General features: G+C 55.4%; 28 protein-coding genes. 8 read left to right on the top strand and 20 right to left on the bottom strand.

Annotated elements, in window-relative coordinates:
- Window positions 1–112 precede the first annotated feature (112 nt).
- Complete coding sequence (locus tag RHPLAN_RS33990) at window positions 113–1,309, top strand: tyrosine-type recombinase/integrase (protein ID WP_068032274.1); 1,197 nt, start codon at window positions 113–115, stop codon at window positions 1,307–1,309.
- A 534-nt stretch (window positions 1,310–1,843) separates the two neighbouring features.
- On the opposite strand, the gene RHPLAN_RS33985 is transcribed toward RHPLAN_RS33990, so the two are convergent.
- On the bottom strand, window positions 1,844–2,188 hold the full coding sequence (locus RHPLAN_RS33985) for a hypothetical protein (RefSeq protein WP_068028200.1): 345 nt from the start codon (window positions 2,186–2,188) through the stop codon (window positions 1,844–1,846).
- Window positions 2,189–2,582: 394 nt separating this feature from the next.
- Here RHPLAN_RS33985 and RHPLAN_RS33975 point away from each other — a divergent pair, with 394 nt between their 5' ends.
- Window positions 2,583–3,311: an SOS response-associated peptidase gene (locus RHPLAN_RS33975; protein WP_068028192.1), complete on the top strand. Its 729-nt coding sequence runs from the start codon at window positions 2,583–2,585 to the stop codon at window positions 3,309–3,311.
- A gap of 144 nt (window positions 3,312–3,455) precedes the next feature.
- Here the strand turns inward: RHPLAN_RS33975 and RHPLAN_RS40690 are convergent, their stop codons facing one another.
- The 3 genes from RHPLAN_RS40690 to RHPLAN_RS33960 all read right to left on the bottom strand — a co-directional run bounded on the left by RHPLAN_RS40690 (window position 3,456) and on the right by RHPLAN_RS33960 (window position 5,669).
- Window positions 3,456–3,992: a hypothetical protein gene (locus RHPLAN_RS40690; protein WP_157100660.1), complete on the bottom strand. Its 537-nt coding sequence runs from the start codon at window positions 3,990–3,992 to the stop codon at window positions 3,456–3,458.
- Complete coding sequence (locus RHPLAN_RS33965) at window positions 3,989–4,861, bottom strand: alpha/beta fold hydrolase (RefSeq protein WP_084246130.1); 873 nt, start codon at window positions 4,859–4,861, stop codon at window positions 3,989–3,991. The genes RHPLAN_RS40690 and RHPLAN_RS33965 overlap by 4 nt, the downstream gene beginning before the upstream one ends.
- 313 nt (window positions 4,862–5,174) lie before the next feature.
- Window positions 5,175–5,669 carry a hypothetical protein gene (locus tag RHPLAN_RS33960; RefSeq protein WP_335341040.1) on the bottom strand — a complete coding sequence of 165 codons (495 nt, stop codon included), beginning with the start codon at window positions 5,667–5,669 and terminating at the stop codon, window positions 5,175–5,177.
- Between the two features lie 193 nt (window positions 5,670–5,862).
- On the opposite strand from RHPLAN_RS33960, the gene RHPLAN_RS33955 reads away from it, so the two are divergent.
- Together RHPLAN_RS33955 and RHPLAN_RS38840 are read left to right on the top strand one after the other, a co-directional pair.
- The gene (locus tag RHPLAN_RS33955; protein ID WP_068028183.1) at window positions 5,863–6,810 is read left to right on the top strand and encodes a GlxA family transcriptional regulator; all 948 of its coding nucleotides are present in this window, start codon (window positions 5,863–5,865) and stop codon (window positions 6,808–6,810) included.
- Between the two features lie 292 nt (window positions 6,811–7,102).
- On the top strand, window positions 7,103–7,864 hold the full coding sequence (locus RHPLAN_RS38840; RefSeq protein ID WP_084246128.1) for an IS5 family transposase: 762 nt from the start codon (window positions 7,103–7,105) through the stop codon (window positions 7,862–7,864).
- Here RHPLAN_RS38840 and RHPLAN_RS41110 read toward each other — a convergent pair.
- The 11 genes from RHPLAN_RS41110 to RHPLAN_RS38825 form a co-directional block, all read right to left on the bottom strand.
- Window positions 7,861–8,166 (bottom strand): type II toxin-antitoxin system RelE/ParE family toxin, encoded by a 306-nt coding sequence (locus tag RHPLAN_RS41110; RefSeq protein ID WP_068028180.1) that lies wholly within the window; start codon window positions 8,164–8,166, stop codon window positions 7,861–7,863. The two genes, RHPLAN_RS38840 and RHPLAN_RS41110, sit on opposite strands and share 4 nt — an antisense overlap.
- Window positions 8,153–8,359 (bottom strand): hypothetical protein, encoded by a 207-nt coding sequence (locus RHPLAN_RS39955; RefSeq protein ID WP_157100659.1) that lies wholly within the window; start codon window positions 8,357–8,359, stop codon window positions 8,153–8,155. The genes RHPLAN_RS41110 and RHPLAN_RS39955 overlap by 14 nt, the downstream gene beginning before the upstream one ends.
- A gap of 198 nt (window positions 8,360–8,557) precedes the next feature.
- Window positions 8,558–9,274, bottom strand: coding sequence for a DUF6602 domain-containing protein (locus tag RHPLAN_RS33930; RefSeq protein ID WP_068028174.1), 717 nt, complete (start codon window positions 9,272–9,274; stop codon window positions 8,558–8,560).
- Entirely contained in the window at window positions 9,271–10,029 is a 759-nt protein-coding gene (locus tag RHPLAN_RS38835) for a nucleotidyltransferase family protein (protein ID WP_084246126.1), read from the bottom strand. The genes RHPLAN_RS33930 and RHPLAN_RS38835 overlap by 4 nt, the downstream gene beginning before the upstream one ends.
- 168 nt (window positions 10,030–10,197) lie before the next feature.
- Entirely contained in the window at window positions 10,198–12,741 is a 2,544-nt protein-coding gene (locus RHPLAN_RS33925; RefSeq protein ID WP_157100658.1) for a right-handed parallel beta-helix repeat-containing protein, read from the bottom strand.
- A gap of 204 nt (window positions 12,742–12,945) precedes the next feature.
- Window positions 12,946–13,338, bottom strand: coding sequence for a helix-turn-helix domain-containing protein (locus tag RHPLAN_RS33920; RefSeq protein WP_068028169.1), 393 nt, complete (start codon window positions 13,336–13,338; stop codon window positions 12,946–12,948).
- 44 nt (window positions 13,339–13,382) lie between these two features.
- Window positions 13,383–13,934 carry a hypothetical protein gene (locus RHPLAN_RS39950; RefSeq protein WP_157100657.1) on the bottom strand — a complete coding sequence of 184 codons (552 nt, stop codon included), beginning with the start codon at window positions 13,932–13,934 and terminating at the stop codon, window positions 13,383–13,385.
- Between the two features lie 104 nt (window positions 13,935–14,038).
- The gene (locus tag RHPLAN_RS33905) at window positions 14,039–16,102 is read right to left on the bottom strand and encodes an AIPR family protein (RefSeq protein WP_198164617.1); all 2,064 of its coding nucleotides are present in this window, start codon (window positions 16,100–16,102) and stop codon (window positions 14,039–14,041) included.
- A 25-nt stretch (window positions 16,103–16,127) separates the two neighbouring features.
- Window positions 16,128–17,048: a PD-(D/E)XK motif protein gene (locus tag RHPLAN_RS38830; protein ID WP_084246124.1), complete on the bottom strand. Its 921-nt coding sequence runs from the start codon at window positions 17,046–17,048 to the stop codon at window positions 16,128–16,130.
- Entirely contained in the window at window positions 17,032–19,848 is a 2,817-nt protein-coding gene (locus RHPLAN_RS33895) for a Z1 domain-containing protein (RefSeq protein WP_068028152.1), read from the bottom strand. The genes RHPLAN_RS38830 and RHPLAN_RS33895 overlap by 17 nt, the downstream gene beginning before the upstream one ends.
- A complete protein-coding gene (locus RHPLAN_RS38825) occupies window positions 19,845–21,308 on the bottom strand; it encodes an ATP-binding protein (protein WP_084246122.1) in 1,464 nt (487 codons plus the stop codon). The genes RHPLAN_RS33895 and RHPLAN_RS38825 overlap by 4 nt, the downstream gene beginning before the upstream one ends.
- Window positions 21,309–21,400: 92 nt before the next feature.
- Here RHPLAN_RS38825 and RHPLAN_RS38820 point away from each other — a divergent pair, with 92 nt between their 5' ends.
- On the top strand, window positions 21,401–21,865 hold the full coding sequence (locus RHPLAN_RS38820) for a very short patch repair endonuclease (protein WP_084246120.1): 465 nt from the start codon (window positions 21,401–21,403) through the stop codon (window positions 21,863–21,865).
- Window positions 21,866–21,884: 19 nt separating this feature from the next.
- Window positions 21,885–22,835: a DNA cytosine methyltransferase gene (locus tag RHPLAN_RS38815; RefSeq protein WP_084246119.1), complete on the top strand. Its 951-nt coding sequence runs from the start codon at window positions 21,885–21,887 to the stop codon at window positions 22,833–22,835.
- Window positions 22,836–23,099: 264 nt separating this feature from the next.
- Here RHPLAN_RS38815 and RHPLAN_RS33875 read toward each other — a convergent pair whose 3' ends face one another.
- From RHPLAN_RS33875 to RHPLAN_RS33865, 3 genes are all read right to left on the bottom strand, one after another.
- On the bottom strand, window positions 23,100–23,333 hold the full coding sequence (locus RHPLAN_RS33875) for a hypothetical protein (protein ID WP_068028142.1): 234 nt from the start codon (window positions 23,331–23,333) through the stop codon (window positions 23,100–23,102).
- Window positions 23,330–23,518 (bottom strand): hypothetical protein, encoded by a 189-nt coding sequence (locus RHPLAN_RS33870; RefSeq protein WP_068028139.1) that lies wholly within the window; start codon window positions 23,516–23,518, stop codon window positions 23,330–23,332. The genes RHPLAN_RS33875 and RHPLAN_RS33870 overlap by 4 nt, the downstream gene beginning before the upstream one ends.
- 196 nt (window positions 23,519–23,714) lie before the next feature.
- Entirely contained in the window at window positions 23,715–23,879 is a 165-nt protein-coding gene (locus tag RHPLAN_RS33865; RefSeq protein ID WP_157100656.1) for a hypothetical protein, read from the bottom strand.
- Between the two features lie 101 nt (window positions 23,880–23,980).
- On the opposite strand from RHPLAN_RS33865, the gene RHPLAN_RS39945 reads away from it, so the two are divergent.
- The gene (locus RHPLAN_RS39945) at window positions 23,981–24,430 is read left to right on the top strand and encodes a hypothetical protein (RefSeq protein ID WP_157100655.1); all 450 of its coding nucleotides are present in this window, start codon (window positions 23,981–23,983) and stop codon (window positions 24,428–24,430) included.
- Here RHPLAN_RS39945 and RHPLAN_RS33855 read toward each other — a convergent pair.
- Window positions 24,339–25,019 carry a hypothetical protein gene (locus RHPLAN_RS33855; protein ID WP_068028132.1) on the bottom strand — a complete coding sequence of 227 codons (681 nt, stop codon included), beginning with the start codon at window positions 25,017–25,019 and terminating at the stop codon, window positions 24,339–24,341. The genes RHPLAN_RS39945 and RHPLAN_RS33855 overlap by 92 nt on opposite strands.
- Window positions 25,020–25,221: 202 nt before the next feature.
- On the opposite strand from RHPLAN_RS33855, the gene RHPLAN_RS33850 reads away from it, so the two are divergent.
- Window positions 25,222–25,434: a hypothetical protein gene (locus RHPLAN_RS33850; RefSeq protein WP_068028129.1), complete on the top strand. Its 213-nt coding sequence runs from the start codon at window positions 25,222–25,224 to the stop codon at window positions 25,432–25,434.
- 231 nt (window positions 25,435–25,665) lie between these two features.
- On the opposite strand, the gene RHPLAN_RS33845 is transcribed toward RHPLAN_RS33850, so the two are convergent.
- A complete protein-coding gene (locus RHPLAN_RS33845) occupies window positions 25,666–26,655 on the bottom strand; it encodes a hypothetical protein (protein ID WP_068028126.1) in 990 nt (329 codons plus the stop codon).
- Window positions 26,656–26,695 lie beyond the last annotated feature (40 nt).

Below are 26,695 nucleotides of genomic sequence, written 5' to 3'. Positions count from 1 at the left end.
GTGGCTTATGCGCTGTCGGTAGAACATCAGCGAACTTGCCGGCCGCTGAGGCTACCCAAAATCATGGGTAGAATTGGTGGGTAAGTTCTTCAAACGTCCAGAGGTGCTACCCATGCTTACCCAAGCAGAAGTTCTGCGGGCCGCACCGAAGGAGCGGCAGTACAAACTTTCGGACGGCAACGGCCTCGCGTTGCTGGTGATGCCCAACGGTTCGAAGTTGTGGCGGTTTCGATATCACTTCCACAACGTCGAAAAGATGCTCTCGCTGGGTTCCTACCCGGAGGTGTCGCTCGTCGATGCCCGAGAGAAACGGGACGACGCGCGAAAGGTTCTCCGTAGTGGCAACGACCCTGCCGTGGCAAGAGCCACGGAAAAGGAGAGTGAGGCTGTAGCGGCTGTCAACACCTTCGAGGTCATGGCCAACGAGTATCTGGCTCTGTTGGAGGAACAGAACTCGGCCGAAGCCACGATGGATAAGAACAAGTGGTTGCTGCTCGACCTGGCTTCTCCACTTCACAGAACGCCGATCACGAAAGTCACTTCGGCCGACATCCTGCAAGTCCTGCGAGCTGTCGAGAAAAGTGGGCGCCGCGAAACAGCTCGCCGGCTGCGCGGTGTCATCGGATCGGTCTTCAGATACTCAATCGTCAACCTGAAGGCAGAGACTGACCCGACCTACGCTCTTCGTGGCTCACTCAGAAAGTACAAACACAAGAGCCGCCCAGCGATCATTGATGAAGAAGAGCTGGGAGGATTGTTGGTTTGTATCGATGAGTACGACGGGTGGCCGACTCTACGGGCGGCACTGTTGTTCGCCTCTCTAACTATGGTGCGGCCGGTCGAAGTGCGGCTGATGAGAAGAAGTGAGGTCAACTGGCCCAAGGCAACGTGGAAAATCCCGGGAGAGCGCATGAAGATGCGCCGGGATTTCGAGGTGCCTCTCTCCAAACAGGCGCTAAACGTTCTTCGGAGCGTTTGGGACCTGTCGGACGGGGACGGGTATGTCTTCCACTCCATTCGTTCACGGGAGAGGCCATTAAGCGAGAATGCGCTTAATTCTGCTCTGCGACGGATGGGCTACACCAAGGATGAAATGACGGCCCACGGTTTCAAAAGTTCTGCCTCGACCATCCTCAACGAGCGACAGTTCAATCACGACGTGATCGAGCTTTGCCTCGCCCATGAAGAAGAAGACGACGAGCGCAGAATTTACAACCGCGCCCGACATAAAAAAGCGCGGACGGAGTTGATGCAGATTTGGGCCGATCTTCTCGACGACTTCCGACAATTAAAACGCAAGGCGGTCTGAAACGACCGCCTTTTATTCTTAACTAGGCGTGCCGTTTGAACTCTTCGACCTGCGATAGGTCCATTCGCGATCCTTCCACAGCGCATGCGCCCGAGCAGTAGAAGTGGCCGTCGTTGGCGTGGACGCAGCGGCCGAGAAACGGCTGACGGCAAGACGGCAGAAAACAGGCGAGGGGCGAACCGGCTTCCAAGTAGTGGGACCGCTTCTGCGGATGGTCGTTCTCACTCATCACTCTCATCTCTCCATCTCCAGTCTCGGTACGGCCTGGCAGCCGCAGCGTTCACCTGTAGGTTCGTCGGCGGGCTAAACATGACTGACACCTGTCGGCAGCCGCAGCGCGGACATCGCAGGCGCTCCGCTACTCTCGCGAGGGGAAAGTCCCGGCCTCGGGTACACACCAAAGTTTTGAGGTCGAGCTCGGTCCGGTAGTCGCAAGACTTCCGGTGCTTCATGCCCTCCCGGCCGTCGTCTAGGCACCGGATGTGAATTTGCCACGACAAGTTCCATGCTTCGCCGATCGTCTCGATGCCCACATTAACGCTCGACCTTCCATCCCCGCTGCTTGCAGAGCGCAGCAAGGACGACATCGGGCATTTCCATCAGTACATCTCGGACAAACTGAAATTCTTCAATCGCGTAGTCAGGCTCGCCTGCAAGGTCGAAGAGGTCTTCGCTAGGCGCAAACGAATCCGGGGATGCGGCCACGTGCGCTGCGTTGAGCGCCTCGAACGCAGCTTGATTGATGTCCATGTCAACGCCAGCCGTCTCACCATCTTCGGAAAGCACGTAAATGTTGGGCGGTCGTTTAGGGATTGCGGTCATCGCCTCCAATTTCTTTTCGACCTGCCGGACGAAAATCTCGGTCGGTGACGGTTCCATAGCTGGCACCCTTGACTGATGTTCTCTATTTGTTCTCATAGACAGACCAGAGAGTCAAGGTTGGATCATGGGTCGCCGAAAAGGTGAGTTGTCGCCCAGCAGCATCGATCGCGGCTGGCCCCACCAGGTGTCCCTGCCGGAGGACGAATGCACCGGCATGCCGGACTACGACATTGTGCGCCTCTTCGCAGAGCCCCTATCTGTGTGTTCCAGGGGCCACCGCTTTCGCCAGAACGATCGTTGGTACCACGTGTTCTGTTTTCAGTTCCGAGAGGATGCAGAGAAGTTCAAAGACAGGTTCGGAGGGGAATGGTTTGACCCGGCGAGGCGGGGGAGGGGCAAAGGTATGCGGCGCTACCAACTGAGAGAGCCGAAGAAGCGGTACTACTGATCCATGTGCAATCTCTACAGTGTCACGAAAGGCCAGAACGCCATCGTGGAGTTCACGCGCGCGCTGCGCGACGTGACTGGCAATATGCCAACGTTCCCTGGCATCTTCCCAAACTACGAAGCCCCGATAGTCCGAAATGGACTCGACGGCGTACGAGAGCTTACGACCAAGGCCCGATGGGGCATGCCGACCCCGCAAAATATACTGATGCAGGGTGCGAAGAAGAAAGCTGTGGCCCTCGAAAAGAAGGCGAAGCAGTACGACTTTAAAGAACTCTTGCGGATGGAAAAGGACGATGGGGTCACGAACATACGTAACGTCACCAGCAAGCACTGGACGCGCTGGCTCGATGTACCACACCGCTGCGTGGTACCCTTCACGTCATTTAGCGAGTTCAACCGCGATGCGGGCGGCGACGTGTGGTTTGCCTTCGACGAGACACGTCCCCTTGCAGCATTTGCGGGAATTTGGGTTTCGCAGTGGACGTCAGTCCGCAAGGTTAGGGACGGCGAAACAACAAGCGACCTGTTCGGGTTCCTGACCACCGCGTCGAATGAAGAGGTTGGAAAAATCCATCCCAAGGCGATGCCCGTCATTTTGACCACACAGGAAGACATCGAGATTTGGATGACAGCACCCGCCGAGGAGGCGGTTAGGTTACAGCGACCGTTGCCGGATGGTGCTCTGAAAATCGTAGCCGTGGGCGAAAAGGAGGATAGGGGAGAGGGCTAGGCCGTGTACTCATTAAGCTCTGATGTCTGCTATCCCCCCAGTAGCGACCGTAAAGCGGACATCGATCCATGTCGGCGAAGCGCCATAGGCAGACACCACTCCATGATGCCGCCAACTCACGCTCGCATCGAAAGAAGCCCCCGGCTATTTGGCCGGTTCGCGCAGCAGCAAGCCCAGCGGCCAGAGCGGTCCCACTGGAATGAGTTCGAACGTCATCATGTCAGCTTTACCCAAGGGGAGCGCTTCGAGCAGCGCGTGCGCTTCGGCAGGGTTCGTCACGTTCATGAGAAAGACTGCGCCCGATCCGTCGATCTTGGCGAACCATTGGTCGATCTTTCCAGCCAGCATAAGTCGCATGGTGTCGCGCGCTTCGGAGGGCATGATCGGCGGCCGGGTATCGGGCGTGGCTTTTGCGGTCCAGGTGCCGATCGCTAGCACCTTCGTCGTGAGAGTCTGGGCGGCCTTAATTTCAGTAGCACCGGTTGGGTCGTTTGGCACTTGTATGCCTCCTTTGTTTGGTCGAGCAGCAGGCGGTGAGAGAGTGTCGACGGACGGGCCTTTCGGGGGAGCGGATCGATCACTTGACTGGGCCGATAAAACCGCAGGGCTGATCATCAACATCACTCCGCCCAGGAGCACTGGGCTGACAAATTTGATCCAGGCATTTCCGCGGTAGGTCATGTCAGAAGCTCCTTTGCGACCAGCTCGGGCTGATCGGATTGCAGCCAATGCCCTGCCGGTACGACGTGAAGTGATCCGTGTTTCAAGTGTGCGAGGCGGGCTTTGGCCATGGACACGGGGAAATATGGGTCGAACTCACCCCAAATGAGTTTGATCGGCAGACCGAGGGCCTCCAATCTCGGCAGGCGTTCGATATTCCGTGCAATCTCTTCGTAGAATTGCGCCGTCATCTGCGCGTAGGCCGGACCTGCGCTCGGCGCCTTGATGAAATTGTCCGCGATCACCTGACCGATGAAGTCTTGGAAGTGAGCCTTTTGATTTTCCGGAAGACAGTCCTTGAACTTCTGCTGCTGCCATGTAAGCAGCCAACCGAACTGCGCCGGATCCTGCAAGATGGCGCTGGAGAGCGCGCGCAAGCTGGGCTTGGCGGCCAGTTCGATCATCTCCGGCCAATGGACCGTGTCGGCGTCGGCATAGGCCGAATTGAGCATGCACACCGAAGCGACGCGGTCCGGATGTTCGATGGCGAAGTTGATCCCGGCAAATCCGGACGAGTCATGGGGAACCAGCACGACCGGGCCGAGGGCCAGCGTTTGGACGACAGCTTCGAGGTCATCCAACTGTTGCCGATAACTGTAGGACCCGCCTGCCGGCTTGTCGGATGCTCCAAATCCGAGGAAGTCAAACGTAACGACGCGCCGCCCTGCCGCAACAAGATAGGGGATGAGGTCGTCGTAGATGCGTTGATTGTCAGGGAGACCGTGCATGAGCACGAAGGCAGGTCCGTCACCCGCATAATCACGAGTAAATACCTTGGCGCTGCCGTGTGGGATTCGGTGCTCGGAGAAATTTTCCAGACCTTGAGACATGTTTCGATTCCGCCTAAAGCGCCTGTTCGATCACGATGTTCAGGTCACTACTCACGGAGCACGGCGGCTTCGCTTTGGAGACTGCACCACCAATCGAAGATCACTTGCCGACGATTGGCTGCTGCACATCAACTGAAGAAACGAAAATTGACGTGCAGCAGTGGAGCCGTGGAGAAAGCTGAATCGCACCCTTGAGGCATCGCTACCTTGAGGCAATATTTTGCGCCTTTCTCGCTTTCATCATAGGTCGTTGTTGCCGCCATTTCGGACATGACTTGGTGGAGTTGTTCAGGCTGGATAGCCTTGGTCCGCGTCAGCGTACAGCAAGCCCAAGCGGGTGAAATTTTACGGTAGTCAGTATCGTCACAACGAAGAAGAGAAGAAAAACGGTTCCCTGAGCAACAAGGAAGGCCGGCTCGGTCTGGGTCGGCGCCCATACCTTCAGCAGCGGAATTTTCATGAATGCCTGAACTATCAAGACGAATACGTTGAGGTAAAGCGACAGTAGAGCGGCGACCGTGTAGATCGGACGCCAGATGCCGAGAAAATGTCTGCCGTAAGATGCGAAGGTGGCGAATGCCAGCAAAATCAACGAAATCACTCCTACGATATGCGACGGCAGCAGTTTGGTGAACGGAAAGAAGAACCCCGTTACGCTCGTCAATATGGTGGCAGCCAGGAAGATTGCTGTCGGAATCCGCGACGGATCGGACTTCAGCCACCCGATCATGGCAATCAGACCTGCGACGATACCGATCAGGCTGATCAAAACATGCAAATCAGTAAAAGTGGCCAGACCTATGCCCATCATAACAATCCTACCTTGCCTCTACTCCGGTACCATCAACAGATAGCGCGATGTTTGCCTGGAGTTTAGGCTGTTGGGCAGCGCTGACGTACGTCATTCTTGCCACCATTCATGTCATGGCAACCGGACGAACGATGGACGCGCACCATCAGTTGTGCGCGGACCAGCGGCAAAATGGGTTAAAGGACGCGCTATGCACCGGGTCGGCCTTATTCTCCCGCGCGATTTCCAATTACTGAACCTCGCGCCGCTGACAGTGTTCGAAATTGCTGAGATGACACCGCATCCGCCGCCCTACGACATCCACCTTCTGTCAGAAGCTGGCGGGCCTCTTAAGTCGTCATGTGGTGTGACAGTTGAAACGGAAGCATTTGGGGATCCGAACTTTGACACAATTATTATGGGTGCGATCACCTCGTTTGTAATGCCACGCCCCTCGACGGCAAACACGGTCGCATTCGTCCGGGAAGCCGCCAAGGCCTCAAGGCGCACCGCGTCCTTCTGCAACGGCGCTTATGTTCTCGCCGAAGCCGGCCTGCTTGATGGTCGACGTGCGACGACGCATTGGCTCCAAGCGTCCAGCTTCAGGACTCGGTTTCCGAAGGTCAGCATGGAAGAGGATCGGATCTTCATTGCTGACGGTCCAATCTGGACGTCCGCCGGGATGACCGCAGGGTTCGATCTAGTGCTGGCTATGGTCGATAACGACATGGGTCCCGAAGCTACTAAAGAGATCGCCAGGCTTCTGGTCCTCAACCAACGCCGGTTGGGCGGACAAAAGCAGCACTCCATAATGCTCGACTTGACGCCAAAGTCTGATCGGATCGAACGGGCCCTAATCCACATCCGCCAAAATTTGCGCAATACGCTTTCAATTGACGAACTTGCGGTCGTTGCAAGCCTCAGCCCTCGCCAATTTAGTCGCGCTTTCCTGGAGGAAACCGGTCAGTCACCGGCAAAAGCCGTTGAACAGCTCCGATTGGAGGCTGCCCGATTCATGATGGAGGAAGGGCGGCACTCCGTTAACGAGGTAGCGCAACAGGCAGGCTTTGGAGACCGTGAACGCATGCGTCGCGCATTCCTCCGGACTTTCGGTGTATCTGCGGAGGCCATGCGCAAGGCGAGGATTGCAGGTGGATAGCTTCGGGCCATCACGGCACTGTTTGAGTGGGATGAGTTGGAGCGTCGTCATCTAACGCGTCGCAAGCGAGCGCTTGAGCAGCGCGAGTGCTTCTGTTTCATGACCGCCGGTCATATCGGACTTGCGGCTTGTGCATCCTGTTTCGTAGAACGTCACCGCGTTTGCGTCGTTGCTCGACGTCAGAGTGTTTGGTTGGGAATGTAAGGCGTTAGCGACCAAATGCGCTGCCCCGGAACCGGTTGAGATCGGATGGCCGGGTGTGATTCAAGCCTCGAAACTGGAGGCTCGAATCATGCGCTACGAACTCACCGATCACGAATGGACAGCGATCAAGCCGATGCTGCCGAACAAGCCACGCGGTGTGCCGCGGGTAGACGACCGGCGTGTGTTGAATGGCATCTTCTGGGTGTTGCGGTCCGGAGCACCATGGCGCGATGTCCCCGATGGCTTCGGACCGTACACCACCTGCTACAACCGCTTCGTTCGTTGGCGACGGGCCGGTGTCTGGGGCCGCATCATGGATGCGCTGGCGAAGGCCCATGATGCGTCGGTGCAGATGATCGACACTTCGATTGTCCGGGTCCATCAGCACGGTGCTTGCATCATCCGAAACCGAAAGCAGTCCATGGGGCGGTCGCGCGGTGGGCTGACGAGCAAGATACATGCGGTTGATGATACCAATGGCCTGCCGGTGCGGCTTGCGCTGACCGCCGGCGAGGCCCACGACAACCGGCTCGCAGACAAACTATTGTCGCGTTTGAAATCCGGTTCGATGCTGCTGGCGGATCGAGGCTATGATGCCGATTGGATCAGAGCCCTTGCCGCAAGGCAGGGTGCGCTGGCCAACATTCCGCCCCGATGCAATCGCAGTGAGCCAATCTGCTTTAGCCCGTATCTCTATCGCGCTCGCAACTTGGTCGAACGGTTCTTCAACAAGATCAAGCACTGTCGCCGAGTGGCAACGCGCTATGACAAGCTGGCAGCGAACTACCTTGCTTTCGTTCAGCTCGCGTCGATCAGGCTATGGCTGCGCGTTAATGAGTCCGCGTCCTAGTGAAATATGCCATCGATGTCTTCACGCTGGTGCAACACACGGACAATTTGGATATTTGCATTCTCGATACGATAGAAGATCATGTGCGGATCGGCCGGTAACGATCGAACGCCTGGCGCTAGCTCATCGCGGGCCTTGCCTAGCTCCGAGTGGTCGAGCAATCGACGAGCAGTGCGCCATAGCAGGTGTAGGTGTTCGTCCGCCACGATAGGGGACCACTCGCTCGCACCGTAGAGCCAAGCTGAAATCAAATCTTCCTCGGCATCCGGCGACCAAAAAAGCCGACCGTTAGCTGATGCCATGTTGTGCGCGAGCGCGCCGAATCACCATCTCCAGATCAACTTCAACAGCTTGGCCAGCATCAAGCGCAAGAAGACCTTTTTTTATCTTCGCTTGCAGCCGACGCAATTTATCAACATGCAACAGCAGTTCTTCGCCGATTTTGTCTTGAGCCGCTTCCGGCAACTCAGCAATTTCCTCAAGCGCTTCTTTCAACACTCTCGTCATATAAGATACATCATATCACACACCCCCTCTGCGGCGCATCTTGACAGATTTCTAATCCGTGACTCCGTTAAAAGTAGTTAGCAGGGCGGCCCAACAGTTGAACCGAGCTCTCTTCGTTGAGCGCGTTCGACACCCGAACGTTGAAAAGCCCGACAAATGGCGCAAGCCTTAGAGTGTGAACGCTGGCTATTTTTCTAACCAGCGTGCGTAGGCACGAACGTCAATCATCGGCACTGTTGCAAGCTCCTGCAATCTTGCAATTAACTCCAGTAAGAAGGCCGTAGCGGGCTTCTTCTCTGGAAGCAGCAGGATTTCGTCTTTTGAGCTCAAGAAGATTCCGTGACTTGCAATACAGCCGATATTCAGGATGTCTGATGCATCTCCTCCAGAGAGCGCCGTCTTTAGAGGATCGCCAAGCGCAGGAGACCAATCACTTTCGAAACTCAATATTCCTGCCAAAATCGGGCCGGGCTTCTTGGCTTCGTAGACTCCGCCAGCGTGGGGAATAGGGAGACTGGTACGGACGAGACTGCGAACGGTTGCGGATTTTTCCCGCGCATATTTGACCAATGCTGCATTGATCGTCTGCTTGCTCTCAAAGACGGCATAAACGCTCTCGGCGGGAATGATGTCCTGTCCCTCGTATTTGAAAATTAAGGGTGAGTATTGTCGATCAAAGATGACGACATCGATTTGCTCGCTAAAGACACCGGTGCTGTCGACAACATGCGCCGTAGTCGCTCTATATCGTTCGGGCAAATATGTGTTCAGCAGGTCTAGCCAAATATGCTCGCTGGCGTCGCCTTTCGTTGGGGCATGGGCGAACGACTTTCGAGCTGTCGCTAGACGGTGCTCAATATCGTCGTGAAGACCGCTCAAAAGTTGTGTCAGAGACCAGTTCATACGACGATTTGGTTCCAGTTAGTTGTCGCCAATGCACGCACTGCTGCCGCTTTTATCGCAGCGCGTTCCGTCGCGGAGAGATCGTCAGAGATCACATTGTTTGTATTCGCCGGGTCTACGAATCGTGCATTTGCAAAATTTCCTGCAAGATAGCCAAAAGCCTTCCATACATTGTCAGAGAGGGAGCCGCGCGCTCCGGATAAGGCTTCGATGATGGCCAACTCCAAATAAAACGAAGGAAAATCCAACTGATGTTGATTGCGCCACAGTTTAATCACCCGAATTTCTGAAGTCCGACCGCTGGCAGAAACTTTGCTGATATGAGTGTTGACGTTCGTCTGAGTCCACGTGTCAGCGCGTCGGCGATATAGGCTGTGATACTCACCATTGCCGCCTTGGTGCTTAGCGGGAACCAGGTCAACATCGAAGCCATTCACTCTTATGTTCAGAGAGACGTTTTGTTTTTTTGGCGCGTAACCTTTCTCGCCAAGGCGATTAAACAGCTTCGTGTAAATCTCTTTGAGCGATTCGGTGGTTTGGTTCGAAAGCGACACAAACAAGTCGATATCAGTGCCACTCCGATTTGATGTTTGTTTTGCAAAGGAGCCGCTGGGGTAGACGCCTCGAAGCATTGCTCCGGCCCATTCATTTAGCAATGGCATCAGTGTTTGGCGCACGGCCAAGGCGGGAGACGTTGCGCTGGTGTCCACGGCTTCACGACTAAGAATGCCGTATAGGTACTGATCCGGGGTCATCCACGAATTTTAGCTCTTAAAACGAACTCGCGCACCATGACGGATTAACGGCGCGAATCTTGACAAAACGAGATTTGCGTGTCGCAAAACAGATATTGCGCGACCTATTTTATATGGCTCTGTTGAGAGTTTTCTTTGAGTCCCCGCTTTCGCGCCAATGGCTGGCAACTATTGAACAGAGTTGACGTATGCTCGCGTCGCAGCACCGAAGAAGCCCGTGCCCACAGTAAGCCCGGCTGGTTTCAAGATTTGGTCTGCGTGTAAGTTTTGATATCGAAGAAGCGCACGGAAAGTAAGCGTGCCAAAGAATTGCGTCTCGTTACCCACCGATCCCCCGCCTGATTCTGTAACGACCGCGCCATGCGTATTGAGGAATTTCTGCAATTGCTGGACGTCTTGGTCTAAATCGCCAAGCTTCAATGTGTGTGTAAAGGACTGAACCGACGCAGCCGTTTTACCCGTCTCCCCTACCTCCACCGTAGTAGTCGTCGCAGAGGCCGAAAGAGAATTCTGCACTTGGTAGCCCGGCGCAGTCGGAGACAAACCGAAAATCTGAGGTGCTTCTCGGGATTTAACCGCAAGTGAAACGGAGCATGTTGCAATAACTCCGTCGGCGCCTGTCACCGCAAGAGAATACGTTTGGTTTCCCGCCCTATTTAGACTGCTGGTAACGCTTCCGTTCAAAGGGACCGAGCCAACACCTTGGTCGATCGACGCAGAAATCCCGTGTGTTGAAGTCCATGTCAAAACGACGAGGTCGCCTGTAGACACCGACGTCTTATCAATCGCGAGCGCGCAGGTAGCCGGAACGGCGTTGACGTCGAAACTATGTGTCGACCAGCCTGCCGTGTAGGTGAACGTTGCAATGCCGCTGGAGTTTGCGGTTGCTTGAGTGTAGTTGCTGCCATCAACTTTCATTTGGTAAAGCTGATTTGGATTCAAATTGCCGATCGTAAAAACCGTATTGCCTGCAATCGGCGACGATGCGGTCCACGACTTCGCGTACGTCCCCGAGTTTTGCCAGTTCGTTATTTTGACATCGTAGTACTGCGCGTAGCTCCCAGCCGGCCATCCACCTTGCGGGACAATCTGAAAGTTTGCAGAGGCGGCGGTAGTGGTCGCTGCCATGTAGCGATACTTGCCATTTCCGTACACGCGAATGTTGCCGTCCATCGAAACCGAGTCAGTACCGATAATGTAGGGCGGTTGATACTCTATGGCGCCGAGGTCCGGTGCTCCGTAAATTGGGTTGCCGTAGTAGTCCGTGGTGCGGGTGGTGGTAGCGACACCGGCATCGATCGCTGGGCTCAAATACGTGAGATGAAAATCGTTCAAGGAAAGTGCCGCTAGAAGAGGGTCGGAAGTCGTGGTGTTGACGGCAGGAGTGTAGACCGGAGTGTAGTCCGCCGTGCCGCCGCTGTCGTAGTTGTTGTAGTAATTGACCAAGACGTCTCCCGCTATCGCGTCGTTGTTCGTGGCGGCATTGAAGCCCACCGGCATTCGCCTTTTCAGGCCCGTTATGGAGGTAGTCGACGCGATGCCGTTGAGGCTTGCGAACTGGATAGCGTGAGTGGAGTAAGGTCCAACGGTTTGGAGGATGTTGTTTGACACGGTGTCGTCGTAACCCCGGCCCCAAAACATGATGGCGGTTCCCTGGTTGCTGAGAACGGTGTTATTGGCAATGAGGTTGTTCGCTGCCATCGTCGAAATTGTTATCCCATCTCCCGGCTGGATCAGAGCGTAGTCTGCCGAAGGAATGCTGAGTGTCGTTGAAGAGCCGTTTTCCGTAGTAATCATGTATTGCTTGCCCGCCAGGGCGCCACTGACAAAAGCCAAGTGATATTTTGAACCGGTGTACGTGGTTTGGCTGACCCAGTTGGTGCTGCTAAGGTCAACCTTGTTTGATCCGCGAACAAACGCGATCGTGTCGTATTCTCGTACACCGGTTGCGGCCGGAGTGTTTGCATTAGAGTCGAACGAAATGCCTTCTGTAGTGATGTTGGTCAAAATGTTGTTAGTCACGATGTTGCCGATGGGTTCAATATGAACTGTGCCAACATCATTGCGGCTCAAAAACAAAATGCCGTTGATGCCACCGTCAATTCGGTTGCTTGAGATGGTGCTACTTCCCACTTCGGACAGGTGCACAGCCACGGCACCGGCAGACAAACTGCCAAACGTATTTCCGGAAATATTGAAGTTGTTGCCGATCTCAACATACACCGTTGCGCCAGTGAAGGTGTTGTTGAGAATGTTGATATTGCGATGAAAACTGTTGAAGCCTTGTCCAGCATAAAATCCCTGAGTGCCGCCCGAGCCCGTTATGGTGTTGTTCTGAAACGTCACGTCATGCTGAAACGCATTGCTTGAGGATGTGGCGATTAGAGCGATTTTACCAGAAGCGCCGTTTATCGTTATAGGGATGCCGCTTATCGTGCTGTTCGACTGGATAAAAAGAGAGACGTTGGAAATTATGACCGTTGCGCCTGGATCAGCAGTGAGTGTGACGCCTTGAGGTAAGAGCACATTGGAGGTGAGTGTGTGAGTGCCTGCTGCAAGCGTATAGCTACCGCCGCCCGTAATAACTGAAGTCCACGTGTCTGTGCCTGCCGGGACGCTTGTTGCTGCGAAAGCGAGTGATGGAATGGAAAGAAAAAGAATGCCGAGCGTCGACAACGCTAGTGAAATATAGATGGTGCGGTTGGAATACATCGGGTTGTTGAATGTTTTTATATTAGCATAAAGCGGTCACGCCCACGCTGACCCATACCCTTGACAGAAAACGTTTTGTGTTGCGTCGCGTTTTTCCTTCCATTCAAAGAATTCCTTATTTTTTAATTTGAGTATTTTCATTCTGAGTATTCTTTATAGAAAGAGCGGCCAAATTTGCCGCTCAGGAATGGCCGGCATTGCCGATCAAGACCGGCGGATTTTGCCGGTCAGGGCCGGCGAGTCGGGGCGCCTTACAGTGACGTGCAGCCGATAGAGGTTGGTTTTCCCAAGGCCACGTTGCGTGATTTCCAGGAGGTTGGCGCTCTCCAAGTCTTTCAAGTAGGTGCGCACGCTACGCTCTCCAGCGCCCATATCTTTGGCAAGTGTCGCTTGGCCGGGAAAGCAACCTTCGTCATACCAAGCGTATTTCAGAAGCATTGCATAGGCGAGCTTGGCGCCGACGGAAATGTGTTTGTTCGTCAGAATGAAATTGGGAACCTGTGTAAAGCCAAAGCGCGTTGCTGGGTCCGCGCCGATAAGTTCGATGTTTCGTTCCTTGATTAAATCGCCGATCGAACGACTGCCGCCATGCTCCATGCCGCCATTATACGTCCAATTGGCGGCTCCCGAGTTGTTATCCCCTATTGGGCTTGTGTGTCGCTGCCTTTGTTGAGTAGCGGCGTCAGCATTTTTTGCAATCCCCCGATAAGCACGTTGGTTTCGCGTGCCCGCTCTGTCTGCTCTCTGATCTGGTCGTTCTTCACAGCGATTTCGCCGCGCAAGAACTGAACCTCGCTTCGAAGCTGCTCGACAAGCGGCGACAGGTCCGGACTGGTCGCGACATGTCGCGACATGTCGCCGCCTGTCGTTGGCACTTTAGGTGTTGGAATTTCAACCGCGACATTGTCGCGACTGGTCACGTCTTGTCGCGACAAGTCGCGACCTGTCGTTGGCGTTACTTCTTCGATGTAAGCGATATGCTTGTCTACCGAGTCTGGGGCGATGAGATATTTTTCACCGAAGGCGGTTTCGACGAGCCGGCATTGGAGGTGTCCTTTTGCGCAATAGCGCTGCACGCTGCGCGGCGTACGCGGATGGCCGGCCTTGCTGTAGCGCTCAAGAGCCTCGTCGATCGATAGGGTAAAGTCGCTGTCGGGGCGTGTCGCGACAGGTCGCGACTGGTCTGTTGACATGACCTGATGATAACCGCACCGATAAGACCCGCTTATCGGTTATCCCCACTGTTACAAATGCGTACCGGCCGGACACGTTAGATCGACCAAGTATCGTTCTCTTGTCAGGGCGCAGACCAGCCTGCTTTTGTCGCGCGGTCTACCAGATCCAAAAGTCGACCTGCCTGCGATTCCGTTGGTGCCATGTGTGGTATCTGGCAAGCAGGTACCAGAGCTCTCTCATCAAATGGTGACAGTAACCGCTTTGCGATGCAAAACTGCCTCAGCGAAGTCCAATAAGCAGCGTCGCGAGACAAGACACGCAATTGCTTATCTAGGCTATTGTCGGTCAGCGTGGTCCTAATCTGATTGCGTCGAGCAGAGGTCTGGTCTTCTTTCGAAATCAACCAACTCTCAAAGCCCCCCACGAGAGGCACATCTGTGCTCAACGCGGACCTACGGCAACCCTGCTGTTTTGCCCACTCCGATATGTTTCTGCCGGCGACTGGCGGTGACAGGAGGACGTTCGCCATTGCCTGACCAACCACGCCGATTTGGCGAAGCAAAACTTCATCGGTCGTTTGATGCGTCCAAATCTTTAGATAATCCAGTCCGCCGGACGAAGGCTGCTCGCTCGCAAGTTTCGCCAACCGCGCACACGTGTAGGCTACGATTTGAGCTCGATAACCGCCTTCGTACCAAGTCTCTTTCGATATGCACGCCTCCGCAGAACGAAATAAAATAACGCGCGCTACTGCCGCTTTGAACCAATCATCGCCGTAGGCAGAACGCTTCCACTCGTCGGCCCATTCGTTAGTGATGAAATCCGCAAAAGCGGTAAAGGCCTTTTCTGCGCCTTTGCAAGCGATGTCCGGTTCCAAATTGAAGCAACATTCGATCTTGGCGAAATCGGTTTTCTTGATCACTTGCTTGCGTGGGTTGAGCAGGAGAAATTGATTTCGTTGCGCGCCAGTCATGCCTGATTGGTCGTTCAGGTGCTGGCCCCTGGCCCGTTCGTAGTACCAATGCGTTTGAATTTGAGAGCCGGCCGAAGAGGGAGCGAGTATCCGACGCGACATCTCTTCCGTCTTTCGATGGAATTCGTGGTTGGCAAAGAAATCGCTGGCTCGAACACTGTTCTGGCTGTTTGCAAATCGTGAGATCCGGGGGATCAAGTCTGCGGCAGCGGTGGGGCTCACGACCGAGAGTTTCATAGGAACGAACACGGCCGATGGCGCAAGTTTCTTGTCTTTCAGAGCGACTGCCAAAGAGGCCGTAGTTTGGGCCCCGTTTACAATCTGAAGGTCTGTCGCCGCCACGAGTACAAGGGTTCCGTCTTCTCTCAACTTAGTTGTGACGTCTGAAGCTGTAGTAGCGATGCCGTTGTTGTAAGCGAAAAATTTGCTTGGCTCATCTGCGATGGTCGAACCAATGCCTTTGTTTACCCGACCACTGCGGCCAAGGAAGGTGCGTACATTTCCTTCCAGTAGCCGGCTGCCGTGGCGCGCATAGATCTCTGCCAGCACTTCGCCTGGCACGACCGACAAAAATCCCGTGTAGTCCCCGGCGCCAACGGAGGCCGGTAAGATTGGTAATCCTCCTCCCGGCATCTGGGAAAAATCGACGATCAAGTCGTCACGTACGCTGTGGGCCTCGTGAATTCGCTTTAGGCGGGTCACGTCCCAGATTTGAAAAGTTATCGGAATCTGTTCTCTTGTGTGATCGCCTGGTATCTCCCGAAGCCGCTCACTGATAGGGCGATCCGTGAGTACGTGAAGCCGCAGGGCAGTCGGACGAGCGGCCCCGAGAATGCGGCGTGCCAACGCCCATAGCGGCCGGCTTTCCTCAATATTTGTTGTGAGCCAAGCATCCCGCGCTTGTTCAAAAACGCCGTGGATTCTATTGAATCCGTGTTCTCGCGCTTCGGTAAGATTTAAGCTGCTTGGATACGGGGGCCGTCCGTCAAGGAGGACGATAAAGAGATGAAGCGATCCATCCGCGTCGTCCAATGCCCAGGCGTCGATCTCTAACTTTCGGCCCCGGTGGCCATTCAAAATCTCTGCGCAGATTTCCGCGTCAGGCGTTTCTCCCGCGTCAGCAAGGCGGTCAAGTACCTCCAGCGCAAATGCCTCTCTGATGCCGCAACCTTCAACCTCAGCGCGCGAGGCGGCGGTCGCGAGTAGGTCCAATCTGAATTCTTCTTCCGTCATAGGCTCACGGGAGTGATGGAAGATTGACCACGTAGGTTGCTTCAGTCACCCCGTCGGGCACCGTTTGCGATGTAAGGCGAGGGAAGTTCCGGTCTACGGTGTGCCAGTCAATCCGCTTCAATCTGACAGAAACCTGATCGCTCTGCACGGAATCGTCCCAACGCGAGAAGCGCAGCAACGCCTCGAATTCCTGGAGAGCTGCGGGCGCGGAAGCCAACTGGGCTCTCAACCTTGCAATCAGTCGTGACGCAGTTAGGGCTCCTGGAGCGTCCAAACCGGTGTTTTCGACTCTAACCGCGCCAAGCTGTAGCGGATCGCCGCCGGCATCCAATTGCCGAAGGCCATTTATCGTCACACGGTCGCCAGCATAATCCAGAGTTTTGATCTCAAGCCTTAGCCCCGTTGCCAGTTGAAAGTCCTGCGGAGTGCCAAGCGGACCCGTCCAAGCCTTTATGGCAGCGGCTTCACCAAATTGGGGGATTACGAACGTTTCTAAGACTAGGAGTTCTCCTATGAGTCCTCTTAGCTCGGACCGGCTCAAACCGGCAGGCACGGCCTGCATCAGACTTCGCCAGCGCTCAATTCTCGCCAGCACAGCACTTCCAGCCGCGGTAGGGCTCACTCCCTGCTTCGTGGCTTCTATGATGTCTCGACACAATTCCTTGAACACGGGAAGCAATGCCGGTTCTTCGAGAGACACGCGCAGCGACCACGATTCATCCGATCGCTGTCGCCGTTCGATTGATATGGCTCTTAGTGATGTAGCTTCAGGCGGCCGAACCGGGCAAAAGAGTACCAAGCCGGGGCGGCTAGGCGGCTCAAAGTCGGCGTAAAGGTCAAGCGGATGGGATGCATCAACGCGCCGTTGGGCGCTTGAAGCGCCCGCCCTTAGCGCATTCCATAATTCCTCAATCGTCGCTGTCATCGTCGTCAGTGGCGTCGTCGCCGTCCACTTCAAGCTCAGCCTGCGCGATGCGGTTCAGGCGATAGCTCACGTAACGTTTCGGCGCATTTGGGTCTCTGATGCCTGGAAAGTGGAGGCCAAGAGCAGGCAACACGAGACCGCTTTTGTAGTCGGTCTCCGGCGCGCCTTTTCGCTCCCGTTCGATGCCGCGCAACAGATAAAGCACGAGCAGGGGAACAGACATTGCCGCCCTGAACGCATCCTCTGGAATGTTCTTAGCGTCGGGCCGGGCTTTGTGTTCGGCTTCGCGGACCATTCGAACGTCCTCCGCCGCTAGCGCATGAAGGACATCTTCGCGTCCGCCGACGCGGGCCTTCTTTCCCGATACGAGCAGTGATTGTGGAGGCGATTGGCGCAATAGCACTATGCGACGTTTTGCGTTTACGGCTAGTCCAGAGGAAAGCGCTGGAGTGACCGGCCCCATGTCACCATTTGTCGGTAACGCAACAATCCATCGTGACAATTGAGGGTCGTTACGTTTTGTGGCGTCTGCCAGAAACTCAGCAATCGCATCACCTTGGAAGTCGTGATTCAGAGGATGAACCAGAAAATCTTGCAGCAATTTTCCAACCGTATCCGCAGGAACGTTACGCCACAGCGCGGCGCTGCCGTTTGGAGACTCGTTGGGATCGCCAATGGTGCTAGTCAGATCAGTTACGAAGCGGTCAATTACCTTAAAGTTCTCACGGTTTCTGTTTTCGTCAGCGTACAGTCGCGCCGTCTCTATGCCTCGACCGGCTAACGAGATGTCTCGCACCTCGCCAACTATATTAACTCCGGTCGCCATTTTGTTACGTGCTGTAATCAGCAACGTGTCAGGATGGGTTCGCACCCGCAGGCCGAACTCCGCTGGCGTCGCTCGCTGACGCCGCATCCGCGCAAAGTCACGCTTGAGTTCGTTGGTGGCTTCGGTGACATGCCGGTACCACCCCTCCGCATCCGCGGCCATCCATAGCCGGCACAGATCGCGATAACCGTCGCGATAACCGAACCAACGGCCCATTTGCATGAGCGTATCGTAAGCCTTCGAATTGCGAAGAAAATAGCTGACGCAGAGTCCTTCCAACGTCAGGCCGCGGGAGAGGCTGTTGCCGCCAACGGCAATGACCCGAACTCCAGGAGCCTCCTTAACCGTCCCATAGTCGAGGCTAGCGGAGCCGGACATCTGATTTACCGGTTGGACTCGAATAGGCGAGATCGAATCGTGAAGAGCACCAAGGACGGATTTCCAGGAAAGGCCGCTATCCGAGAATTCTTCATTGAATGCTTTTTCGAGTGAGAGAATCGCCGGCGAATTGCGCGCAGCCGCGACTGGGCTCATCCGTCCATAGAGGCGAGTTTGCTGCCTAATGTTCTCCAACTCGACGTGCAATTGTGCAGCAACCTGATTTTGAATCGACGTGAAACGAGAGACGTTCACCAGCATAGATCGATGAATGCCTCTTTCATGACCTTCCTTTCCCTCTGCACTTCGGAGATCGCGTATGGCTGTTGAAATTAGAAATTGTCGCAATGCAACCTGCAACGTATCGGGCGGCGGACCGGGAACGTGGTCGATTTTATGGTCCACAGGGAGCCACTCATCAGCATCGTCGATCGTGCGGATGCCTGCTTTCCATGCCTCCTCATCCTCGTCGTCTGCATCACGCGCTTCCGGATCGGCCGAGGGAAAAAGAGCATTCATTCCCACGTAGTTTGTGGGGGGCTCTAACAGGTGAATGAAATCGCGAGGAAACAGATCGTCTCCAAGCATTTCGTTCGTTGAAGACGGGTCAATAAAAATATTGGCAAACGGGGTTGCAGTAAATCCAACGTAGCTTGATCGCGTGAACAGAGCGAGAAGGTCACGGATGCCCTTGTTGATCGCTGTCGTTTCCGTAGGGTCCTTGCGCGTATTGATGGAAGCGTTGTCGGCTTCGTCATCGATCAGCAGCAATGGAAGATCGATGTTGCCGTGCCTGTCGGCATTCATCGTGCGAAGCCAAGTGCTGAGATTCGTAAGAACCCCTTTATTCTTCTTGGCGACAACCAAGACGGGCTCGATCACAGAGTTGAGCGAGATGCTCAGCGCCGACGCGATTCCCGCTCTGAAGTCTTTATCCCTGGATGTGAAGACAATTCCATCCCGTCGACTGTCGATATGACCAACGCCAATGTGGGTTTTGTGTTTCAACTGGTCGCGAGCGAGGAAAGCCCGGCTGTCGAGGCCAACGAACGCTTCGTCCAAGCGCTCCTGAGTTTGTCGCCGGACATTTTCCAACGTGCCTGCGAGCAGAACTACCATCTTGTAACCAGCGTCAGCGGCCTTGCAAATGAGCGCAGCGTAGGAGGCGGTCTTGCCAGATTGCACGTCACCGACGACAAGTCCGCGTCTTTTCCATCGCCCGGTGGTCTGCGGGTCTCCCAGAAGATCTAGAAGTTCGTCCATCGAACGATCGAGCGTTCCGGCGACCAGCGGCGGCCATCCATTACGTAGAAGCAACTCGCGATAGCGCTCCCAATAGAACGGCTCAATATCGGCTCTTCGGGCGTCCAACCACGGTACGTGTTCTTCTTTGATGGTTTGTCCCATCTCCATGCGTATGGAGAAGCGAGCGTGTAGAAGTTTTCTGGCCTCCAGCAGGATGGTTTGGTCGGCGGCGAATGCCACGCCTAGACGTTCAAGTACGTGATCAATTTCCGCTTCCGTCGGGGCAGGGTCGAGACGCAGCCCTTGCGCGGCCATCCGGGCAAGATTCTCAGCAGAAATATCTGTGCTCATTGCAAAAGCCGATCAACAATTCGGCGCGCCGCGTCGGGATTTCGATTGAACGGCTCGGTGACGGGCAGCTTTGCAAGAATTCTTGTGAGAACTTCCGGCTCGCCCGGGAAAGCCTCAACGATCTGCTTTGCCATCGCCTCCAGGTCGGCTTCGTCTGGAACAGAAACTTCTGCAACTGGTTGGTCGTTGGCGGTGTGGATGTGAATATCCTGAATGGGCAAGTTGTCTTCGAGTAGCTTCAAGGCCGTCACAACATCCTTCTCACTCGCGTTTTCAAGGACTGCTCGAATCGTAGGATGGTCACGATTTATGCGCCAAGCTGCGCCTTGATCTCGCATTTCGACACGTCTCCAGAGCGGCACATGTTCGACGTTCGGGGCCAACGTCCCTCGATGGGTGTAGACCTTGCGGCTGCGCTCTGCGACGTCGCCGACAATCCTTCTGAGATATGGACGCAATGCTTGAGGCGGTTCCGACACGGCCTTTCGTATGTCGACCTTCCAGAGGTGATCAAGCTCGACGGGCACATCGATGCGAATTCTTGCAAGGCGAACCAAGTCGTCCGCGGGTACGATCCTGAACCATCCTCCGGGAACGACTAGCCGGCCCCCTCGATACACATAGAAACCGTGGGAAGTTTTGAGGCTCTCGCGACCGCCCGCGCGGTCTAGGTCGGCTTCTTTGAGGCGCGAAGGAAACGGAAGGACGAAGGGGGACACCTTGATCGGATGATCTTCAATAGTGATCGTCTCATCATGAAGAACCTGACCGCGTGGATGATCCTGCAAGAACGGATCAACTACCGGAAGCGGGCGTCCATTGAGCGATATCGAGACCGGATCGGAAAACTCACCGCCGATGAACCGATGGAATGCTAGGGCAAGGTGGTCAGCGGCACTTAAAATGGCATTGTCGCCGCCAGCCGCATCAAGACGATCCAGTTTTTCGAGAATGATAGCGGTGCCGTGCGCTTTTTGCCTCAGCATTGAGAGCGGCTCTGATGGCAAAGAGCTGGGATTTGGGCGCTCAAGCCACCAAGTCCCTCGTCGGTCGCAGTCGTCCAAATCCCAGCGGGCGATCGACTCGACGCCGTTTGCAAGTGATACGACGGTTAAACGCTTGCATTGCGAAAGTGCGGCCGTCTTCAACCCCAATCCGAAACGGCCGAGATCATGCAAATGACGGCGATCTCTTGGATCGCGGCTCCCGAAGCGCATTGCCGCGACAAGTGTTTGCTCGTCCATGCCACCACCGTCGTCAATCACGGCGACGTAGGGAAGCGGAGCCTTCACGGCAGCAATCTGGATGACTCGTGCCTTGGCGGCGAGACTGTTGTCAATCAAATCGGCCAGTGCTGTTGCGGCTGAGTAGCCCACAGAGCGGAGTGATTGCATCAACACTGATGCAAACGGTGGGAGTTCCACACCGTTGTTGGGCTGCGTTGAGGAAACTGTTGACATCGCCGTTTCGCGGTCCCCCCGCCCGCACGCTACGTCCGCTGTAGTCTAGAGTGCTTTAGGATTTGGCCGAATACAACAATTAGTTGCGCTCCATGCTTCGCGAACGCGCCCATCGAGGGGACTTCATGAGCCCCGCTACCCGGTCGCGGGTCATGTCGCGCATCCGTGGGAAGGATACGGGGCCGGAGAGAATCGTGGCCGGACTACTGCTCGCAGCCGGTCTTTCTGCGGAGCAGCAAGTTCGTGACCTACCGGGACGGCCAGACTTCGTACTGCGCAAGCAGCGGATCGCCATCTTCGTGGATGGAGATTTCTGGCACGGCTGGCGCTTTTCCACTTGGCGACACAAGCTCAGTGAAAAATGGGAAGCGAAAATAGAAGCTAATCGGCGACGAGACTCGCGAAATCACGCCCGTCTGAGGAGGTCAGGGTGGAAAGTCATCCGGGTGTGGCAGCATCAAATTGAGGGCGATCTCGCCAGTGTTCGCCGCCGTCTGTTGACTTTAGCTCTGGAGGACGCTGCAACGGCACCAGTGCGGCCTGGCCGTATTCGGTGATTCTGCTAAGTATTGACTCATGCGAATCCGTGTTCTCGACATGTTTTGCGGAGCTGGCGGTTCAAGTGCTGGGGCCCGTTTGGCCGGCGCAGAGATTGTCCGTGGCATCGATGCGTGGGACCTCGCTACAGTCACCTTCAAGGACAACTTCGCAAACGCTGTAGTCGAGACTCGCGAACTTGGCCCGTTCTCCCGTCCCGCTGCCGATATGAGGGAAGGCGAAATAGATTTGCTGCTCGCTTCGCCTGAATGCACCAATCACAGCCCAGCCAAGGGCTCGCGACGGCGATCGGAAAAAAGTCGGCAGACTTCGCACTACGTGGCAACTTTTGCCAAAATGCTTTGGCCTCGCTGGATAGTCCTAGAAAATGTTGTGCAATTGAGGGATTGGCGCGGCTATGCATCGCTGACCAAAGAATTAAAAAAGCTCGGCTATCACATGCGGCCCCAGGTTTTGAACGCAGCAGATTTTGGGGTTCCTCAGACTCGGCGCAGACTCTTCGTCATTTGTGATCGCGATCGTGAGCCTGAATCTGTAAAGCCGAGAAGCCGCAAGCGACGTCCTGCCGAATCCGTAATTGACTTGGAGGGGGGCTGGCCGTCGCGGCCGCTCTATGCGGAAGGCCGTGCGCAAGCCACCATTGAACGGGCGGAGCGTGCGATGGCTTCTTTGGGTAAACGCGCTCCTTTTCTAATTGTTTATTACGGCTCAGACGGCGCTGGAGGATGGCAGTCTCTGGACCGGCCGCTTCGTACGCTAACCACATTGGATCGGTTTGGACTCGTTACTTGGGATGGGCGCGAGCCAATGCTTCGTATGTTGCAAGTGGATGAACTGAGACGCGCGATGGGCTTCCCCAATACGCACAGCTTCGACTATGGCACTCGGCGCGACCGTATAAAGTTGTTAGGTAATGGAGTGGCGCCGCCAGTGATGAAAGCGATAGTCGAGACGTTGGCTCATCCGTGAAGTACCTGGGCCGCAAATCGATTATCGAAGCGCATGGTGTCGAAATCTGCGTGAAGCCAAATCAAATTCTTGAGAAAAAACCCCGCCGATGTAGCGGGGGGTGCACTGTCGCCCTCGCGGGTATGGAGCAGTGCGACGCACAGGATGGGTCACTTATGGGTCATGAGAGATGCGCAACACTTTCCCTTGCTGTTGCGTTTCCTCCCGGCAGGGTGGGCCTTGCGGCTCGGTCTGCGCTCTGGCCAGCTCGCTAGATCCTATGCGTTAGAAGTAGTCCTCCATTGGGCCGATGAGCAAGCATGGCTCATGGTCCAACGTTTGGGTGACCTGCCAGAAGTACCCTTCGCCTTTGTAGGTGAAGAAGCCTTCTTTGTTGCCGTTAAAGTTCACTGCTGTGAGCACCGCTTGGCGTTTGAGCTTCTGCTCCTGCTCCATCAGCGATCCCGTCCAGCCGTATTTGCCGTTTGGATACTTGGCTAAGAAGGCTTGCACCGTCATGCCACGTCCCTTACGCGCTCAAACTTCAACCTCGTCTCACCGTCGCATTGCTCGCAGTAGGCGCCTTTGTCGAATGTCTGCATCAGCTCCCATTGTTGGGTGGCGACGTCCCATGCGGCGTAGGCGTCCGAGAGCACACGATCGCTTCCACAGGTGGCGCAAACGGCGATGAGCTTGCGGCTCATAGATTGCCTCCTAGTGGACGACTTCTGATGGACACCGATAGAAATTTCGGCAGAGCATGTTTGCCTCCATTGAAGAAAGAGGAGGCAGCCTTGCGCGCCACCCCTCAGATTGGGTTGCGGCGGCCGCAGCGCTTTGATGATTTATCGTTGAGACGATTTGTTGCTTTTGTAGGTTCGTCCATCAGTAATCATATCACTAGATTTGCTCAGGTAGCGCGAAGCTCAACAATCTGAATGCTACGCGGCGTTTCACAGCATCACGCCAGCGCTCATAACCCTCCGTGGGTTTACCCAACTTCTTCTGTAATTCGACCGTGGCGATAAGGTCGAACATGTACGCGACTTCTTCTTTGAGGGTCATGGCTCTCTCCGCTGAGTGCACTTGAGGGAACATCGCGGCCTTAGACGCAGTGGCAAACGTGTCTTAATTGGTTCGGCTCTTCCAACCAAAGGAGAGCCAACATGGGCTTCTATCGCGTACGGGTCATCAACGGTAATCCCTACGTCTACTACGAGACACGCCGACGCGAAGGCCGCAAGGTGCGGTCACGTTCTGTGTGCCTCGGCCGCGTCGAGGCGTTCACCAAAGACAACCTGCCGGGTGGCATGGAGCACGGGACGCAAGGCAATCTGCTTCGCTTCATGCGCAAGCGTGAACCGGGCGAGCTCGCAATGGAGAAGATGCAGGCTGAGCACGACAAGCGGGAGGAGAGGCTGCTTGTACTTCAGCAAGCCAGGCTGCAAGGACAAGCGGCACGGTTCGCGGCTCAAGATGAGCAATGGCAAAAAGAAGCCGCCCTCAAAGAGAGCGGCAAACAGACTACGCAGGCCGTCGAAGCGGCACAATCTCAGCCGACTGAGGAAGCCACTGAGGTGGCAACTTCACCTGCTGCGGGTCAAGAAGGCGAATAAACCCGCTGATCCCACCATCGGGATTGCGACACCCGATGAATAGAGCCTTGTAGCGCGTGTGCCAGCCAATCAGTACGCGCGCTGCATCTTCCTCTGAGATCCCAAGAGATTTCACCTCGTCGCTGTAAGTGCAGTGGTCCCAGAATTTAACAGGATCAAATTTAGGCGGCGTTGATCCGCCGCTCGTTGATGCCTTCTGCTGGGCTGGGGGCGCGGTGGCATGCTCCTTGCTAACTGTAGTACTTGTTACTGTACCACTGTCTACTGTTTCACTGTTCGCAAGGTCCATGCCGTATTGCTGAGCGATGAAGAAGGCCGCGTCCTGCTGGCCCATCTCCATGCAATGAGCGGCAAGCGCGATGCGGTCGCCGCCCTCCTTGACTGCCTGACAATAAAACACACCAAGCGAGCCGCGCCGTGAGCGGACGTTCGGGCTTATGCAAAGCGTCCGATCGTCGCCACCATGCACCGGACAAACGCAACGAAGTTGGGTTTTACCAGCGCGGAGAGACAGATTGAGCATCTGAGCGATCTGCTCGATGTTGGCCAGTTCTTCCACCTTCTCGAAGGGGATGAATTTCGGAGCCATTGCGGCCTCCTGTGGATGTACAACTGGCTAAATTTTAACCCGTGGTAGGATTTGCCTAGACATCGGGTGTGGATTGAGAGGAAGGTCGATTTACTGAGGACGTAGTTGGCGATCCAGTTTCCTTGGGATGCTCAGCAACTTGCTTTGAACCCTTGGCCCCTCTCGACCCGCATCTGAACAACAGCGGGAAAAGGAGTGTGTCATGGCGAATGGCAACAAACCCGCTGCGAAATATCGCCTTGGGTACGTAACCGCCACCATTTGGAAAAATGGCGATCACTACAACACCGTCGTGTCAAAGTCCTATAAAGACGGCAACGACTGGAAGGAGACCGATCAGCTCGGCTCGGGCGATCTGATGAACGCCGTGCGCGTGATCCAGCGAGCCGAAGAGTTCATTTCAGCGCAGTCATAAAAAAGAGCCCCGCAAGATTGGCGGGGCTTTCTTTATACCTTGATCGCGAGTGGTGTTGGTGCCGGTGTTGGTTTAGGCGCCGCTGGTGTGGGAAGTGTCGCGGCTTTCGGTTGTTCCGCAGCCGGTTTCTTGGGGCACGTTTTAGCGTTGTGCCCTTCTTGGCCACACGTTGTGCAGCTCAGGACGCGCTTTTTCGCGCCGACCGCTTCGGCAATTTCGGCGTCCAGTGCGTCACGTTTGTCGAGCAATGCTCGTACCTTGCTTGTGTCCATCAGATTTTCTCTCTGCTGTGCGTTTGAGGGTCTCGAAGATGTTGAAAGGACCATCCACACGAAGCCAAGGGTCAGTCACCAAGTGTGCCGTGGGAGGTGGCAATTCATCGTCTTCGAGAAAGTCAGGTAGCTCTTTCACGATGAAACGCTTTTGTATGTCTTTATCAGGCACCTCCTTTTTGATGACATTAATGATGCTTCCCGCGTCGGCCGTGGTGACGATCGGGAAGGTGATCTGACTGAAGCCAAATTTGCTCTTGAACAACCCGCGGCGATAATACTCGGCGTAGTCGTTGACCATGCGTGCGACAGTCTTGCGCTTATAGTCAGCGTCCCTGGGTTGGTTTCGGCGCTCGGTGCCGCGATCGGCCTCAAGTCCGTGGAAGAACATAAATGCGCCTTTGTACTCAAAGCCAAAGAGGGGTGCGTCCGGTCGGATAGTGCGGCCTTGGATCTTGAACCATTCGGGGTGCAACTCGTTGCGAGCTTCATCGGAGCAGAGCTCGTGCGCAAGGATCATGCGCTGCGAGTGCAAGATCAGCCCGTCGATTTCTTTCGGGGCGCGCTGGAAAGAGTGAAGTGCCACAGACCGCAGATATTTGTGTTTGAAAGGGTCATTGTCGGACGGGCGCTTGCGGAGCATCCCGGCCCTGGCGAGTGCCTTGAGGCCGAGAGTGTCTATTTCATACGGCCGAGGCCGATATCTCGCATTGCTATGGTTGTAGCCATCGGGGATTCTGATGAGGTGCGCTTTAGCCATCTCACCAATGAGCTGGCGGCTGAAATGATCGGAGCCAAGATGTGCGCGGATGTAGGAGCTCGGGGTGATATCCCGATCTTGCATGTAGTCGAGGATCTCGAGGTAGTGCTTGTAGCGCGTGCTCTCAGGATCAGGCCGCAGTTGCGGCTTGAGAGTTGGAGCGAGTGAGCTGTAGCGCAACTTCCCCATACGCGACGTAGTACGCTAATTGTACCGCGCGGGCTAAGGC

This window comes from Rhodoplanes sp. Z2-YC6860 (assembly GCF_001579845.1).
Classification (GTDB): Bacteria; Pseudomonadota; Alphaproteobacteria; order Rhizobiales; family Xanthobacteraceae; genus Z2-YC6860.
Note: the sequence above shows the minus strand (reverse complement) of the source record. Positions and strands in the feature narration are given on the sequence as shown.